At 62.4% G+C, this 15,489-nt stretch carries 8 protein-coding genes; 2 read left to right on the top strand and 6 right to left on the bottom strand.

The features are described 5' to 3' along the window. The first annotated feature begins 87 nt into the window (after positions 1-87). Together ccoG and mapR are read left to right on the top strand one after the other, a co-directional pair. Positions 88-1,518: a cytochrome c oxidase accessory protein CcoG gene (gene ccoG / locus CAG25_RS14740; RefSeq protein ID WP_085611722.1), complete on the top strand. Its 1,431-nt coding sequence runs from the start codon at positions 88-90 to the stop codon at positions 1,516-1,518. 131 nt (positions 1,519-1,649) lie between these two features. After that, on the top strand, positions 1,650-3,059 hold the full coding sequence (gene mapR / locus CAG25_RS14735; protein ID WP_085611723.1) for a GntR family transcriptional regulator MpaR: 1,410 nt from the start codon (positions 1,650-1,652) through the stop codon (positions 3,057-3,059). Between the two features lie 60 nt (positions 3,060-3,119). Here mapR and CAG25_RS14730 read toward each other — a convergent pair whose 3' ends face one another. From CAG25_RS14730 to CAG25_RS14705, 6 genes are all read right to left on the bottom strand, one after another. After that, positions 3,120-3,866 (bottom strand): SDR family oxidoreductase, encoded by a 747-nt coding sequence (locus CAG25_RS14730; RefSeq protein ID WP_085611724.1) that lies wholly within the window; start codon positions 3,864-3,866, stop codon positions 3,120-3,122. A gap of 85 nt (positions 3,867-3,951) precedes the next feature. Continuing rightward, positions 3,952-6,033, bottom strand: coding sequence for a bifunctional diguanylate cyclase/phosphodiesterase (locus CAG25_RS14725; RefSeq protein ID WP_085611725.1), 2,082 nt, complete (start codon positions 6,031-6,033; stop codon positions 3,952-3,954). A 303-nt stretch (positions 6,034-6,336) separates the two neighbouring features. Beyond that, positions 6,337-7,806 carry an efflux transporter outer membrane subunit gene (locus tag CAG25_RS14720; protein WP_085611726.1) on the bottom strand — a complete coding sequence of 490 codons (1,470 nt, stop codon included), beginning with the start codon at positions 7,804-7,806 and terminating at the stop codon, positions 6,337-6,339. Further along, positions 7,803-10,910, bottom strand: a complete 3,108-nt coding sequence (locus CAG25_RS14715) for an efflux RND transporter permease subunit (protein ID WP_085611727.1) — start codon at positions 10,908-10,910, stop codon at positions 7,803-7,805. The genes CAG25_RS14720 and CAG25_RS14715 overlap by 4 nt, the downstream gene beginning before the upstream one ends. Next, positions 10,907-14,011, bottom strand: a complete 3,105-nt coding sequence (locus CAG25_RS14710) for an MdtB/MuxB family multidrug efflux RND transporter permease subunit (RefSeq protein WP_085611728.1) — start codon at positions 14,009-14,011, stop codon at positions 10,907-10,909. Before CAG25_RS14710 ends, CAG25_RS14715 begins: the two co-directional genes overlap by 4 nt. Next, entirely contained in the window at positions 14,008-15,315 is a 1,308-nt protein-coding gene (locus CAG25_RS14705; protein ID WP_085611729.1) for an MdtA/MuxA family multidrug efflux RND transporter periplasmic adaptor subunit, read from the bottom strand. Before CAG25_RS14705 ends, CAG25_RS14710 begins: the two co-directional genes overlap by 4 nt. Between the last annotated feature and the right edge of the window lie 174 nt (positions 15,316-15,489).

Raw genomic sequence — 15,489 nt, 5'->3', positions numbered from 1 at the left:
CTTTTTATTGAAATACCTGAGTCTGTTATGCAAACAGATCGGCGCTCATAGTTCCCTGGCCTGATGGAGGCTGATGAGCGAACGACCATGAGCGAACGAATCCCCGTCCGAACCGTAGAAGCATCTCTCCGGATCAAAAAAGTACCGGCGCGCCCAATGAAGGCGAAACACGCCACCAGCGACAACCAGATCTTCACCCGCAGCTTCACCGGCCTGTTCCGCACCTTGCGCATGAGTGGCGCGGGTTTTCTGTTCCTGTTGTTTTTCGGCACGGTATGGCTGAACTGGGGCGGTCGTCAGGCGGTGCTCTGGGACCTTTCCGAAAGCAAGTTCCACATCTTTGGCGCGACCTTCTGGCCGCAGGATTTCATTCTGCTCTCGGCGCTGCTGATCATCGCCGCGTTTGGCCTGTTCGCGATTACCGTGTTCGCCGGCCGGGTCTGGTGTGGCTACACCTGTCCGCAGAGTTCGTGGACGTGGATCTTCATGTGGTGCGAGAAGATCACCGAAGGTGAGCGCAACCAGCGCATCAAGCTGCAAGCAGCGCCCTGGAGCCTGAACAAACTGGCGCGGCGTGCGGCCAAGCACACGCTGTGGCTGGCAATCAGCGTGCTGACCGGCCTGACCTTCGTCGGCTACTTCACCCCGATCCGGCCGCTGGCCGAAGAACTGCTGACCCTGCAGATCGGCGGCGTCAGTCTGTTCTGGGTGCTGTTCTTCACCGCCGCCACCTACATCAATGCCGGCTGGCTGCGTGAAGCGGTGTGCATGCACATGTGCCCGTATGCGCGATTCCAGAGCGTGATGTTCGACAAGGACACCCTGACGATTTCCTACGACGCCGCCCGTGGCGAAAACCGGGGCCCGCGCAAACGCGAGATCAAACCGGCCGAGGCCGGCCTCGGTGATTGCATCGACTGCCAGTTGTGCGTGCAGGTCTGCCCGACCGGCATCGACATCCGCGACGGTCTGCAAATGGAATGCATCGGCTGCGCGGCGTGCATCGACGCCTGCGATTCGATCATGGACAAGATGAATTACGCCCGTGGCCTGATTCGCTACACCTCCGAGCGTGAATTGCAGGGTGGCAAGACCCATCTGCTGCGTCCAAGGCTGATCGGCTACGTCGCGGTGCTGGTGGTGATGATCGGCGCCCTCGCCCTGGCGTTGGTCGAACGGCCGATGGTGTCGCTGGACGTGACCAAGGATCGCGGCCTGTTCCGTGAAAACGGCCAGGGCCAGATCGAAAACATCTACACCCTCAAGGTCATCAACAAGACCCAGCAGCGCCAGGATTACAACCTGACGCTGGTGGACGGTGAAGGCTTCCAGCTGCAAGGCAAGACCGAACTGAGCCTGGCGCCGGGCGAGATCGTCGATGTGCCGGTGTCGGTGGCGATGACCTCCGAGCGCCCGGCCAGCAGCTCACAGACCTTGAGCTTCAAGATTGCCGACAGTGATGAGCCGGGGATTTATAGCGTGGCGAAGAGCCGGTTTGTTGCGCCGATGAATCGCTGATCCCTTAGACTGCGGCGCAGCCATTCGCGAGCAGGCTCGCTCCCACAATGATCATGTGTACCTGTGGGAGCCAGCCTGCTGGCGAAAAAACCAGCGCCGATTTTCCAGAACGCCCCGAACGCAGGATCTAGATGAAACGCTACGAAAAATTCGCCGACGACATCGCTGAACTGATCCGCTCCGGCGTCCTCGGCCCCGGTCAGCGGGTGCCGTCGGTGCGCTACGCGAGCCAGACCTACGGCGTCAGCCCGTCCACGGTGTTCCAGGCCTATTACCTGCTGGAACGTCGCGGCCTGATCCGCGCCCGCCCGCGCTCCGGCTACTTCGTCAATACCCACGCCCCGAGCCCGTTCTCGGAGCCGGTGATCAGCAGCCAGGTCAACGAGTCCACCAAGGTCGACGTCAGCGAACTGGTGTTCTCGGTACTCGAGTCGATCAAAGACCCAAGCACCGTGCCGTTCGGCTCGGCGTTCCCCAGCCCGACCCTGTTCCCGCTGCAACGCCTGTCCCGCTCACTGGCCAGCGCCGCCCGGGAGATGGACCCGCGCATGGTGGTCACCGACATGTCGCCGGGCAACCCGCAACTGCGGCGGCAGATCGCCCTGCGCTACATGGTCGGCGGCCTGATGCTGCCGATGGAAGAACTGCTGATCACCAACGGCGCACTCGAAGCGCTGAACCTGTGCCTGCAAGCCGTGACCGAGCCCGGTGATCTGGTGGCCATCGAAGCCCCGGCGTTTTACGCCAGCCTGCAAGTGCTGGAACGGCTGAAGCTCAAAGCCGTGGAAATCCCCGTGCACCCGCGCGACGGCATCGACCTCGGCGTGCTCGCCCAGACACTGGAACGACACCCGATCAAGGCCTGCTGGTGCATGACCAGTTTCCAGAACCCGATGGGCGCGACCATGCCCGAGGCCAAGAAACAGGAACTGGTGGAACTGCTGAAACAGCATCAAGTGCCATTGATCGAAGACGACGTCTACGCCGAACTCTATTACGGCCAGCAGGCGCCGAAACCGGCCAAGGCCTTCGACACCGACGGGCTGGTGATGCATTGCGGCTCCTTCGCCAAGAGCCTGGCTCCCGGCTACCGCATCGGCTGGGTCGCCGCCGGCCGCTACGCGCAAAAGATCGAACGACTGAAACTGATGACCTCGCTGTGCGCCTCGATGCCCGCGCAAGCCGCCATCGCCGACTACCTGCAACACGGCGGCTACGACCGTCACCTGCGCAAACTGCGCTACGCCCTGGAAGAACAGCAAAGCGCCATGCTCGCGGCTATCGCCCGCTACTTCCCGGCACAGACACGCGTGAGCCAACCCGCCGGCGGTTATTTTCTGTGGCTGGAACTGCCACCGCAGATGGATTCGTTGAAGTTGTTTCAGATGGCGTTGGCGCAGGGGATCAGCATCGCGCCGGGGCCGATCTTTTCGCCGACCCAGCGCTTCAGGAATTGCATTCGATTGAACTACGGCAGCCCGTGGACCGAGGATGCGGAGAAGGCGATGGAGACGCTGGGGCGGATTGTGCGGTCGTTCTGACGTTCCCATGCAACCACGATGATCGTTCCCACGCTCTGCGTGGGAACGATCATTGGAGGCTTAGCGCCCGCCGCCGAGATCGACAAAAGTCCCGGTGGCATACGAAGCCTTGTCCGACAGCAACCAGACAATCGCCTCCGCCACTTCATCCGGCCGTCCGCCCCGGGCCATCGGAATGGCCGACTCCAGCTTGCTGACCCGATCCGGGTCGCCGCTCAAGGCGTGGAAGTCGGTATAGATGTAACCCGGACGCACCGCGTTGACCCGAATCCCCTCGCCTGCCACTTCCTTGGACAGCCCGATGGTGAACGTGTCGAGCGCGCCTTTGGATGCCGCGTAATCGACATACTCATTCGGCGAGCCCAGCCGCGCGGCGACCGAGGAGACGTTGACGATGCTGCCACCCTGCCCGCCGTGTTTGGGCGACATGCGCAGGATCGCGTGCTTGGCGCAGAGGATCGGCGCCAGCACGTTGGTTTTCATGATTTTGAGGATGCGGAATTCGGACATCTCGTCGACCCGCGACTTGTGCCCGACGGTGCCGGCGTTGTTCACCAGGGCGGTGACGCGGCCCAGTTCGCTGTCCACCCGGTTGAACAGCGCGATCACTTCGTCTTCGATACTGACGTCGGCGCGCACGGCGATGGCCGTGGCGCCGCGTTCGCGGACCTGTTCGAGCACGTGGTGAGCGGCCTGTTCGTCGGTCTGGTAATTGATGCAGATCCGATAGCCTTGCTCAGCAGCCAACAGCGCGGTGGCGGCGCCGATTCCACGACCACCGCCGGTGATCACAATGACTTTATCCATGCTGGCCTTTCCCCCGATGCACACGTAACAGTCGGGGCAAGAATAACCGTCATTGCAGGGTTTTGCATGACCTGCGATTAGCGGCTCAGCTCACCGCCAATGGTTTGCCGCGCACGATGTCCTGCAGGAAGCGATCCGCCGGCATCGGATGACCGAGCAGATAACCTTGCAGTGAATCGCAGCCCAGTTGCGTCAGGAAGTCCTGCTGCGAATCGGTTTCCACGCCTTCAGCCACGATGCGCAGGCCCAGCGCCTGACCGAGGGCGACGATCGCCGAGACGATGGCCGCGTCATCGCTGTCGTGTTCCAGATCGCGGACGAAACCGCGATCGATTTTCAACTCGTTGGCCGGCAGACGCTTGAGGTACATCAGGCTCGAATAACCGGTGCCGAAGTCGTCGATGGACAGGTCGACGCCCATGTCGGACAGTTCCTGCAACACCGTCATGCTCGCATCGGCGTCACTCATGGCGGTGGTTTCGGTGATTTCCAGGGTCAGGCTGTTGGCCGGTAAATGGTGGGTGGCCAAGGCCTTGGCCACGCTGCTTACCAGCCCTGCATGGCAGAACTGCAACGCCGACAGGTTCACCGCAATTCGCCAGTCGGTGTAGCCCAGTACGTACCACTCGCGCATCTGCCGGCAGGCCTCATTGAGCACCCACTCGCCAATCGGAATGATCAGGCCGGTCTTCTCCGCCAGATCGATGAACTTGTCCGGCATCAGCATGCCCTGGGTCGGGTGCTCCCAGCGCAACAAGGCTTCGGCACCGACCGGACGACCGTCGGCCGCATGGAATTTGGGTTGGTAATGCAGGCTGAACTCGCCATGCTCCAGCGCCGCCCGCAAGTCCTGCAGCAATTGCAGTTGCTTGCGCGCGTTGCTGTTCATCGAAACGTCGAAGAAGCTGTAGCCGTTCTTGCCGCCGCCCTTGGCGTGGTACATCGCGGCGTCAGCGTTCATCAGCAGTTCCTGGGCGCTCTCCCCGTTGCCGGGGTACAGGGCAATGCCGACGCTGGCGGAAATCTGCAACTCATGCTCGGCGACCCGGAACGACCGGGCGATCAAGCCGACCTGACGCGCCGCCAGACCCAGTGCATCGTTGGGTTCGGTCAGGCGCACCAGCAGGACAAATTCGTCGCCGCCGATCCGCGCCAGTGTGTCGAGGCTGCGCAAGTCTTCGCGCAGACGCACCGCCACTTCGCGCAGCAACTGGTCGCCCATGTGGTGACCGAAAGCGTCGTTGACCGGTTTGAAGCCGTCCAGATCGATGAACATCAAAGCAAAACAGCCGCCCTGCTCGTTGACCTTTTTCATCGCCTGATTGATCCGGTCGTCCAGCAACATGCGGTTCGGCAGGCCGGTCAGGGTGTCGTGCAGCGCCAGTTGCGTGAGTTCGCGGTTGGCCACGGTCAATGAATGGGCCAGATCAGCCGTGCGGGCTTCCAGGCGCGCGTCGAGAATCGAGGTCAGCAGCGCGATGGCCAGCACCGCCAGCGTGGTGATCAGCACCAGATTGTCGAGGCCGTTGCCGTTCAGGCCGCTGAGTGCCGCACCGCAGAAACTGCCGTCGGGAAACCGCGCCGCCGCCATGCCGGTGTAGTGCATGCCGACAATCGCCACGCCCATGACAATCGCCGCCCCGGCACGGAACAGCCGCACGTAAGGCGAGTGCTGACGCAGGCGAAAGGCAATCCACAGCGCAGCCGCCGACGCCCCTACGGCAATCAGCAGCGAAGCGCCGAACAGTGTCGGATCGTAGTCGATGCCCGGCTGCATGCGCATCGCGGCCATGCCGGTGTAATGCATGGCGCTGATGCCGGCGCCCATGATCAACGCGCCAAAGGCCAGTTGCCAGGCCGGCAGTTTCGGCTGACTGACCAGCCACAGGGCAAAACCGCAGGACAACACGGCGATCAGCAATGAGAGCGCGGTGATCGAAATGTCGTAACCGAGGCTGATCGGCAGCTTGAACGCCAGCATGCCAATGAAGTGCATCGACCAGACGCCGATGCCCATGGCAAACGCCCCGCCTGCCGTCCATAAATGCACGGCGCGGCCCTTGGCAGTGGCAATGCGCCCGGTGAGATCGAGCGCGGTGTAGGAAGCGAGGATCGCCACACACAGCGAAATGAAAACCAGCGTGAAGGAGTAGCTACCGATGAGCATGGGAATTCTCGTGACCACCCCGCCGTACTGCGTCCGTTCTCAGCGGGGCCAAAGGCGCCGATTGTACTGATTGCGCAGAAGAATTCACTGACAAAGTAATCAAATGGCCATCAAGCCGATGAAACGCTTGTTTGATCGTCTGACAAGGTTCTAGTCCGGTGGCCAGGACACAGAACAGATCGTTCCCACGCTCTGCGTGGGAATGCCTCAACGGACGCTCTGCGTCCTGCCGTGGAAGGGACGCGGAGCGTCCCGGGCTGCATTCCCACGCGGACGCTTCGACGTGGGAACGATCAGGCTACCTCAAGGGTTCTGAGTGGTTTCCAACTGCCCATCCCAACCACCGCCCAGCGCCGCAATCAACTGCACGCTGGCGATCAAACGGCTCTGCAACACGTTCAACACACTGCGCTCGTTGCTCAAAGCCGTCGCCTGCACCGTCACCACATCGAGATAAGCAATCACCCCGGCCTTGTACTGGTTTTCGGTCAGGCGCAACGAATCCCGTGCTGCATCGAGGGCTTCCTGGCGCACGACCGCTTCGTCTTCGTACACCTTCAACTGCACCAGATAGTTTTCCACCTCGCGGAAACCGTCGAGCACGGTCTGGCGGTATTTGGCCACGGTCTGGTCGTACACGGCTTCGGTGCGGTCGACTTCGGCAGAACGGATGCCGCCGTCAAACAGCGGCAGGGTCATTTTCGGCCCTACCGACCAGAAGCGGTTCGGCAGGCTGATCAGGTTCTGCGAGGTACTACTGCTGTAGCCGCCGCTCATGCTCAGGCTGAAGTCGGGGTAATACGCGGCCTTGGCCACGCCGATGTTGGCGTTGGCGGCGATCACCGAGCGCTCGGCCGAGGCGATGTCCGGGCGGCGTTCGAGCAATTGCGACGGCAGGCTCAGCGGAATCTGCGGCAGCTTGGGAATGTCCTGGGATTCGGCAATGTTGAATTCGGCGGGGGGCTGGCCGGTCAGTACCGCGATGGCGTTTTCGAACTGCGCCCGTTGCCAGATCAGGTCCACCAGATCACCCTGAGTGGTTTTCAGCTGGGTCTGCGCCTGCGCCACCGCGTCCCGCCCGGAAACCCCGGCGTTGTACTGGTTCATGGTCATTTTCAGCGAGCGCTCGTAAGCGGCCACTGTCGATTCGAGGAGGCGTTTCTGCTGATCGATCACCCGCAATTGCAGGTAGTTCTGCACCAGCTCGGATTGCTGGCTCAAACGCATCGCCGCCAGATCGGCATAGCTCGCCTGAGCGCTGGCCTCATTGGCTTCCAGGCCACGGCGCAATTTGCCCCAAACATCGGCTTCCCAGCTCACGCCCAGTTGCGCACTGTAAGTGTCACGAATACCGCTGGAGGAACTGCTCAGGCTTGAACTGCTGCTGCCGGTGCCCTGGCTGGAGCGGGTCTTGCCGGCACTCAGATCAATACTCGGATAAAACGCGCCGCGCGCGCTGCGCACCAAGGCCCGGGCCTGACGGTACTGTGCCTCGGACTGGGCGACGGTCTGGTTGGAGCTGTTGAGTTTCTCGATCAGCTGGTTGAGCTGACGATCGCCATACAGCTCCCACCACGCGCCGCGCGCCAGGGAATCGCTCGGGTTGGCCTGACGCCAGCCTTCGGCTTCCTTGTACTGGGCGATTTCGGCGGTCTGCGGGCGCTGGTAGTCCGGGCCGACGGCGCAGGCACTGAGCATCGCCACGCACAGAGACAGGCTCAGCAGGCGCGAGCCGCGGACAGTGGCCAGATTGATAAGCGAACGGTCAGTCATAGCGGAGTTTCCAGAGCGGCATCGGTGCGCACGCCACGCCATTTGTTGAAACGATGGCGCAACTTGTCGAGATAGAGGTAAACCACAGGCGTGGTGTAAAGGGTCAGCACCTGGCTGAAAATCAGCCCGCCGATGATGGTCAGGCCCAGCGGCTGGCGCATTTCCGCGCCTTCGGCACGGCTGAGCAGCAACGGCAAGGCGCCGAGGATCGCCGCCAGCGTGGTCATCAGGATCGGCCGCAAACGTTGCAGACAGGCGCTGCGGATCGACTCCAGCGGCGCCATGCCGTGATGACGCTCCAGTTGCAGCGCCAGGTCGATCATCAGGATCGCGTTCTTCTTCACCACGCCGATCAGCAGGAACAATCCGAGCAGCGAGATCAGGCTGAACTCGCCGCCCAGCACATAGATCGACAGCAAGGCACCGACCCCGGCCGAAGGCAGCGTCGACAGAATCGTCAGCGGGTGAATGTAGCTTTCATACAGCACGCCCAGCACCAGATACACCGCCAGCAGCGCACCGAGGATCATGAACGGCTGGCTCTTCTGGGTGGCGGCGAAGGCATCGGCGGTGCCGGCCATTTTCACGATCACGTCTTCCGGCAGGCCGAGTTTGGCAATCGCCCGTTCGATGGCGGCGCTGCCCTGCTCCACCGTCACGCCTTCGGCCATGTCGAAGGAAATGCTCTCGGAAGCAAACTGGCCTTCGTGGCTGACCCGGTCGTCTTCCAGGCTGTTTTCATAGTGAGCGAAGGTCGACAGCGGAATTCGTGCACCGTCGGCGGTGATCACCTGGACCTGCTTGAGCGTCACCGGGTCCTGGGCGTATTTCGGATTGACCTCCATCACCACCTGATACTGGTTGAGGCTGTCGTAGATCGTTGAGATCTGCCGCTGGCTGTAGGCGTTGTTAAGCACCGCAGTGACCATTTCCATGTCCACGCCCAGGCGTTTGGCCTGATCGCGGTCGACGATCAATGTCACCTGCTGCGCACCCGCGCCTTCGCGGGCGTCGATGGCGGTCAGCTCGGGCAAGGCCCGCAGCGCGGTGACCACTTTCGGGTACCACTCGCGCAACTCACCCAGATCACCGCTTTGCAGAATGTAGCTGTACTGCGAAGTGGTCTGCTCGCGGCCGCCGCCAAATTGCAGGTCCTGGTCGGCCATCAGCATCAACTGCGCACCGGCCACCTTGGGCATTTCCTTGCGCAGGCGCTCGATGACTTTCTGCGCCGAGATATTGCGCTCCTTGATCGGTTTCAGGCGCACCAGCATGAAGGCGTTGTTGGTGCCGTTGGTGCCACCAATGAACCCGGCCACACTCTCGACCGCTTCGTCCTTGAGCACGGCGCGGCGGAAGACTTCCATTTTCGGCTGCATCACGCTGAACGACAGACCGTCGTCACCGCGCACGAAACCGATCAACTGGCCGGTGTCCTGCTGCGGCATGAAGGTTTTCGGCACGACCACGTACAGGGCAACGTTCACCCCGACGGTGATGATCAGGCTCAGCAAGGTCAGGCGCCGATGACGCAACACCCAATCGAGGCTGGTGGCGTATTTGCCGACCATCCAGTCGTTGGTGCGGCGGCTCCAGCGTTGCAGGCGGTTTTCCTCGCCCGGCGTATGGGGTTTGAGCCAGCGGGCGCAGAGCATCGGGGTCAGCGTCAGAGAAACCACCAGCGACACCACAATGGACGCGGCCAGGGTGATGGAAAACTCGCGGAACAGGCTTTCGATGATCCCGCCCATGAACAGGATCGACAGGAACACCGCCACCAGCGAGACGTTCATCGACAGCAAGGTAAACCCGACTTCCTTGGCCCCGAGGTACGCGGCCTTCATCGGTTTGACACCTTCGTCGATGTGCCGGGAAATGTTCTCCAGCACCACGATGGCGTCGTCCACCACCAGCCCGGTGGCGAGAATCAGCGCCATCAGCGACAGGTTGTTCAGCGAGAATCCGTAGAGGTACATCACCGCAAAGGTGCCGACCAGCGACACCGGCACCGCCAACGTCGGAATCAGGGACGCGCGGAAGTTACCGAGAAACAGGAACACCACCAGAATCACCAGCGCCACGGCGATCAGCAGGGTCATTTCCGCTTCGTGCAGGGTGGCCTTGATCACCGGCGAACGGTCCATCGCCAGATTCAGTTTGACGCTGGCCGGCAGCACCGCCTGCAACGCCGGCAGCTGCGCCTTGATCTCGTTGACCGTCTCGATGATGTTGGCGCCGGCCTGGCGGTTGATCACCAGCAACACCGCCGCGTCATCGTTGAAGAAACCGCTGTTGTAGCGGTCTTCGACGCCGTCGCTGACCTTGGCCACGTCCTTCAGACGCAGGGCCGCCCCGCCGTTGTAGTGGATGATCAGCGATTCGTAATCCTTGGCTTTCTCCAACTGGTCGTTGGCCTGGATCTGCCACAGCCGCTGGTCGTCTTCGACCGAGCCCTTGGGCCGGCGCACATTGGCTTCGGCGATGGTCTTGCGCACATCGTCGAGCGCCACGCCGTACTGGTTCAGCGCCTGGGGTTCGAGCTCAATGCGCACCGCCGGCAAAGAGCTGCCGCCGATCTGCACTTCACCGACGCCCTGCACCTGGGACAGGCTCTGGGACAGGATGGTCGAGGCCAGGTCGTAAAGTTGACCTTTCTCCAGCACGTCCGAGGTCAGCGACAGCACCATGATCGGAGCCTGCGACGGGTTGACCTTCTTATAGGTCGGCATACTGCGCATCCCGCTCGGCAGCAGGTTGCGCGAGGCATTGATCGCCGCCTGCACTTCCCGCGCCGCGCCGTTGATATCGCGGTCGAGGTCGAATTGCAGAATCACCCGGGTCGAGCCCTGGCTGGAGCGGCTGCTCATGGTGTTGACGCCGGCGATGGCGCCGAACGAGCGCTCCAGCGGCGTGGCCACGGTAGACGCCATGACTTCCGGACTGGCGCCGGGCAGGCTGGCCTGCACCACGATCACCGGAAAGTCCATTTGCGGCAGCGGCGACACCGGCAGCAGGCCGAAGCTCACACCGCCCAGCAGCATGATCGCTAATGAAAGCAGCATGGTTGCCACGGGGCGTTTGATGAAAGGACCGGACAGGTTCATGACTGTTCCACCGGCTCCACGGCCGAAGGAGCACGGCCCCAGCGCCGGCCGAGACGATCGAAGTACAGGTAGATCACCGGGGTGGTGAACAGCGTCAACACCTGACTCACCAGCAACCCGCCGACCATCACCAGACCCAGCGGTTGACGCAATTCAGCGCCGGAACCGGTGGCAAGCATCAACGGCACCGCGCCGAACAGCGCAGCCAGCGTCGTCATCAGGATCGGCCGGAAGCGTAACAGCGCCGCCTGATAGATCGCCTGCTCAGGCGCCATGCCCTGGGTCCGTTCGGCGTCGAGGGCGAAGTCGATCATCATGATCGCGTTTTTCTTCACGATACCGATCAGCAGGATGATGCCGATGATCGCGATCATCCCCAGATCATTGCCACTGAGCAGCAATGCCAACAAGGCCCCGACCGCCGCCGACGGCAAGGTCGACAGAATGGTGATCGGGTGAATGTAGCTCTCGTAGAGCACGCCGAGCACGATGTACATGGTCACCACCGCCGCCAGAATCAGCAGCAAGGTGCTCGACAACGACGCCTGGAACGCTTCGGCGGCGCCCTGGAACTGGGTCTGCACGCCGATCGGCATGCCGATGTCCTTCTGCACCTGTTCGATGATGTCCACCGCATGCCCCAGCGCGACGCCGGGCGCGAGGTTGAACGACATCATTACCGCCGGGAACTGGCCGATGTGGGTAATCGCCAGTTGCGCCTGCCGCTCCTCGACATGGGCCAGGCTCGACAACCGCACCTGACCACCATCGGTGGTCTTGACGTGAATCTGATCCAGCGCCTGCGGGCCGATCTTCTCTCCGGCCTGAGCCTGCAGCACCACGCGGTACTGGCTGGCCTGGGTGTAGATGGTCGAAATCTGCCGCTGGCCGAACGCGTCATACAGCGCATCGGTGATATTCGAGACCGACACGCCCAGCCGTGAAGCGGCGTCGCGGTCGATCACCAGGAACACCTGCAAACCCTTGTCCTGCAAGTCGCTGGCGACGTCGGTCAGTTCCGGCCGCTGGGCCAGAGCCTCGACCAGACGGCCGCTCCACTGACTGAGCAATTCGGAATCCGGCGACGACATGCTGAACTGATACTGGGTGCGGCTGACGCGGTCTTCGATGGTCAGGTCCTGCACCGGCTGCATGAACAGGCGGATGCCGACAAGCTTGTCCAACTGCGGTTGCAGGCGGGCAATCACTTCGGTAGCGGTCAGATCACGCTGGCCATGGGGTTTGAGGTTGATCAGCAGCCGGCCGCTGTTGAGCGTGGCGTTGTCACCGTCGACGCCGATGTAGGACGACAGGCTTTCCACCGCCGGATCTTCCAGAATCACCTTGGCCAGCGCCTGCTGACGCTCGCCCATCGCCGCGAAAGAAATCGACTGCGGTGCTTCGGAAATGCCCTGGATCACCCCGGTGTCCTGCACCGGGAAGAAGCCCTTGGGCACCACCAAATAAAGGAACACGGTGAGGGCCAGCGTGCCGATGGCCACCAGCAGGGTCAGCGGCTGGTGCTTGAGCACCCACTGCAACTTGCGCCCGTAAGCGGCGATCATCCAGTCGATGAACGCACCGCTGGCGCGGTAGAAACGGCCCTGCTCATGGGCTTGCGGCTCACGCTTGAGCAGACGCGCGCACATCATCGGCGTCAGGGTCAGCGAGACCACCAGGGAAATCAGGATCGCCACCGCCAGGGTGATGGCGAATTCGCGGAACAAACGCCCCACCACGTCGGCCATGAACAGCAGCGGAATCAGTACCGCGATCAGCGACAGGGTCAGGGAAATCAGGGTGAAACCGATCTGCTTCGCGCCCTTGAGCGCGGCCTGCATCGGACTGTCGCCCTCCTCGATGAAACGCGCGATGTTCTCCAGCATCACGATCGCATCGTCGACCACGAAACCGGTGGCGATGGTCAGTGCCATCAGCGTCAGGTTGTTGACCGAGAAGCCGGCGAGGTACATCACGCCGAACGTACCGATCAGCGACAGCGGCACGGCCACCGACGGAATGATGGTCGCACTGGCACGCCGCAGGAACAGGAACGTCACCATCACCACCAGCGCGATGGCGATCAGCAATTCGTGTTGCACGTCGGTGACGGAAGCGCGGATGGTCTGGGTGCGGTCGGTCAGCACGACCACGTCGAGACCGGCCGGCAGGTTATCGGTGATGCTCGGCAGCAGCGCCTTGATCCGGTCGACCACCTCGATCACGTTGGCCCCCGGTTGACGCTGGATGTTCAGCAGAACGGCCTGATTCTGGTTGGCCCACGCCGCCAGACGCTCGTTCTCGGCGCCGTCGACAATCTGCGCGACATCCTTGAGCCGCAGCGGCGCGCCGTTGGCGTAGGCCAGAATCAGATTGGCGTAATCCTTGGGCGATGTCAGTTGGTCGTTGGCGTCGAGCATCGACACCCGGGTCGGGCCGTCGAAGTTGCCCTTGGGTTGGTTGACGTTGGACGCACTGATCAGCGTGCGCACGTCCGACAGGTTCAGGCCGTTGGCCGCGAGGGCCTCAGGGTTGACCTTGATCCGTACCGCCTGACGCTGACCGCCGGCAATGCTGACCATGCCGACACCGCTGATCTGGGCAATCTTCTGCGCCATCCGCGTGTCGACCAGATCATTGAGCTTGGGCAGCAGCATGGTTTTCGAGGTGATGGCCAAAGTCAGCACCGGGGTGTCCGCCGGGTTGACCTTGTTGTACACCGGCGGCGCCGGCAAGTCGGTCGGCAACAGGTTGGTCGCGGCGTTGATCGCGGCCTGCACCTGCTGTTCGGCGACGTCCATGTTGATGTCGAGGCTGAACCGCAAGGTCAGCACCGACGCGCCGCCGGAACTGGTCGAGGCCATTTGCGTGAGGCCCGGCATCTGCCCGAACTGACGCTCCAGCGGCGCGGTGACGGCACTGGTCATGACGTCCGGGCTGGCGCCCGGATACAAAGTCATGACCCGGATGGTCGGGTAATCGACCTGCGGCAAGGCCGAAACCGGCAGCAGGCGATAGGCGATCAGACCGGCCAGCACGATGGCCAGCATGCTCAGCGTGGTGGCGACCGGGCGGAGGATGAACAGACGCGAAATGTTCATGCGCCCTTCTTGGCCTTGTCGGTGACGGTGGCGTCAGGCGCGGTGGCGGCGGACTTGCCTTGCAGGTGTTCGGTCGGGGTGGTCGGCACGTCCTTGCTGTCGTTGACCACTTCCACTTCACTGCCTTCCTTCAGACGGTCGGTGCCTTCCAGCACCACCCGGTCGCCGGCGGCAAGACCTTCGGTGACTACCGTGTTTTCGCCGTCGCTGGCACCGATCTTCAACTGGCGGATGGTGACTTTCTTGTCGCCGTCCAGCGCGTAAACGAAGGTGCCATTGGTGCCGAACTGAATGGCGGCCGATGGAGCCAGCACCACACCTTTCAAGGTGTCAGCCAGCAGGTGAACGTTGACGAACTGGTTGGGGAACAGCGACTGATCGCGGTTCTCGTAGCGCGCCTTGAATTTCAGGGTACCGGTGGTCACGTCGATCTGGTTGTCGAGGCTTTGCAGCACACCGGTGGCCTGCAGTTTGGTGTCGCCACGATCCCAGGCCTCCGCCGGCAGTTTGGCGCCGCTGCGGTAGCGGGCGAGCACGGTTTCCAGGCTGTTTTCCGGCAGGGTGAAAGCCACGCTGATCGGTTGGGTCTGGGTGATGACCGCCAGGGAGGTCGTGTCGTTGGCCGCCACGAGGTTGCCGACGTCGAGCTGACGCAGGCCGACGCGACCGGCAATCGGTGCACGGATCTTGGTGAATTCGAGATTGAGCTTGGCGTCGTTGACCGCCGCCTGATTGGTTTTCACGGTGCCGAGATACTGGCCGACCAGGGCTTCGGCGGTGTCCAGCGTCTGCTTGGCGATGCTGTCTTCCTTGTACAGGCCGCGATAGCGCTCGACATCGACCTGAGCGTTTTTCAACTGCGCCTGATTCTGCAGCAAGGTGCCTTCAGCCTGGAGCAAGGCGTTCTGGTACGGACGCGGGTCGATCTCCGCCAGCAGGTCGCCGGCCTTGACCATTTGCCCTTCCTCGAAATAAATCTTCACCAGTTCGCCGCCGACCCGGCTGCGCACATTGATGGTGTTGAGCGCCGTCACCGTGCCCAGGGCCTTGTAGTACAGCGGGAAGTCCCCGGTGACCGCCGGCGCCACGCGTACCGGAATCGGCCCCGCCGCCCCGCCGAAGCCCGGACGCATCATCCCCGAACGGCCGGTATGGCCGGCCTGCGCCTTCTCGCCGCCCTCCTTGTGGGCCGAACCGGCGGGCCAGAATTTCCAGCACAGACCGGCAATGACCAGCAGGACAAGCAGGCTCAGCAGCCAGCGACGGGAGTTACGGGAGGAGGATTGCATGGAGTGATTAACCATTGGGCGCGTGGGCTTCTTTTACGGGAGGCTGAACGATAAGCACTGGCCGGGATTTAGCAAAGCAGCTTTACCGGCAATTTACCTTCCACTTACGTTTCAAGGTGTGAGGCAAAACACTGATACACAAATGAAAACGGCCTGGACAGAGCCAGGCCGTTAACAATTGTAAAAGCG

This window comes from Pseudomonas sp. B16(2017) (genome assembly GCF_002113205.1).
GTDB classification, from domain to species: domain Bacteria; phylum Pseudomonadota; class Gammaproteobacteria; order Pseudomonadales; family Pseudomonadaceae; genus Aquipseudomonas; species Aquipseudomonas pharyngis.
This window is presented reverse-complemented; position numbering and strand designations above follow the sequence as displayed.

What these genes read in the sequence shown, in the direction of transcription:
- ccoG (WP_085611722.1), top strand. Translation starts at nt 88, where the DNA reads ATGAGCGAACGAATCCCCGTCCGAACCGTAGAAGCATCTCTCCGGATC.
- mapR (WP_085611723.1), top strand. Translation starts at nt 1,650, where the DNA reads ATGAAACGCTACGAAAAATTCGCCGACGACATCGCTGAACTGATCCGC.
- CAG25_RS14730 (WP_085611724.1), bottom strand. Translation starts at nt 3,866, where the DNA reads ATGGATAAAGTCATTGTGATCACCGGCGGTGGTCGTGGAATCGGCGCC.
- CAG25_RS14725 (WP_085611725.1), bottom strand. Translation starts at nt 6,033, where the DNA reads ATGCTCATCGGTAGCTACTCCTTCACGCTGGTTTTCATTTCGCTGTGT.
- CAG25_RS14720 (WP_085611726.1), bottom strand. Translation starts at nt 7,806, where the DNA reads ATGACTGACCGTTCGCTTATCAATCTGGCCACTGTCCGCGGCTCGCGC.
- CAG25_RS14715 (WP_085611727.1), bottom strand. Translation starts at nt 10,910, where the DNA reads ATGAACCTGTCCGGTCCTTTCATCAAACGCCCCGTGGCAACCATGCTG.
- CAG25_RS14710 (WP_085611728.1), bottom strand. Translation starts at nt 14,011, where the DNA reads ATGAACATTTCGCGTCTGTTCATCCTCCGCCCGGTCGCCACCACGCTG.
- CAG25_RS14705 (WP_085611729.1), bottom strand. Translation starts at nt 15,315, where the DNA reads ATGGTTAATCACTCCATGCAATCCTCCTCCCGTAACTCCCGTCGCTGG.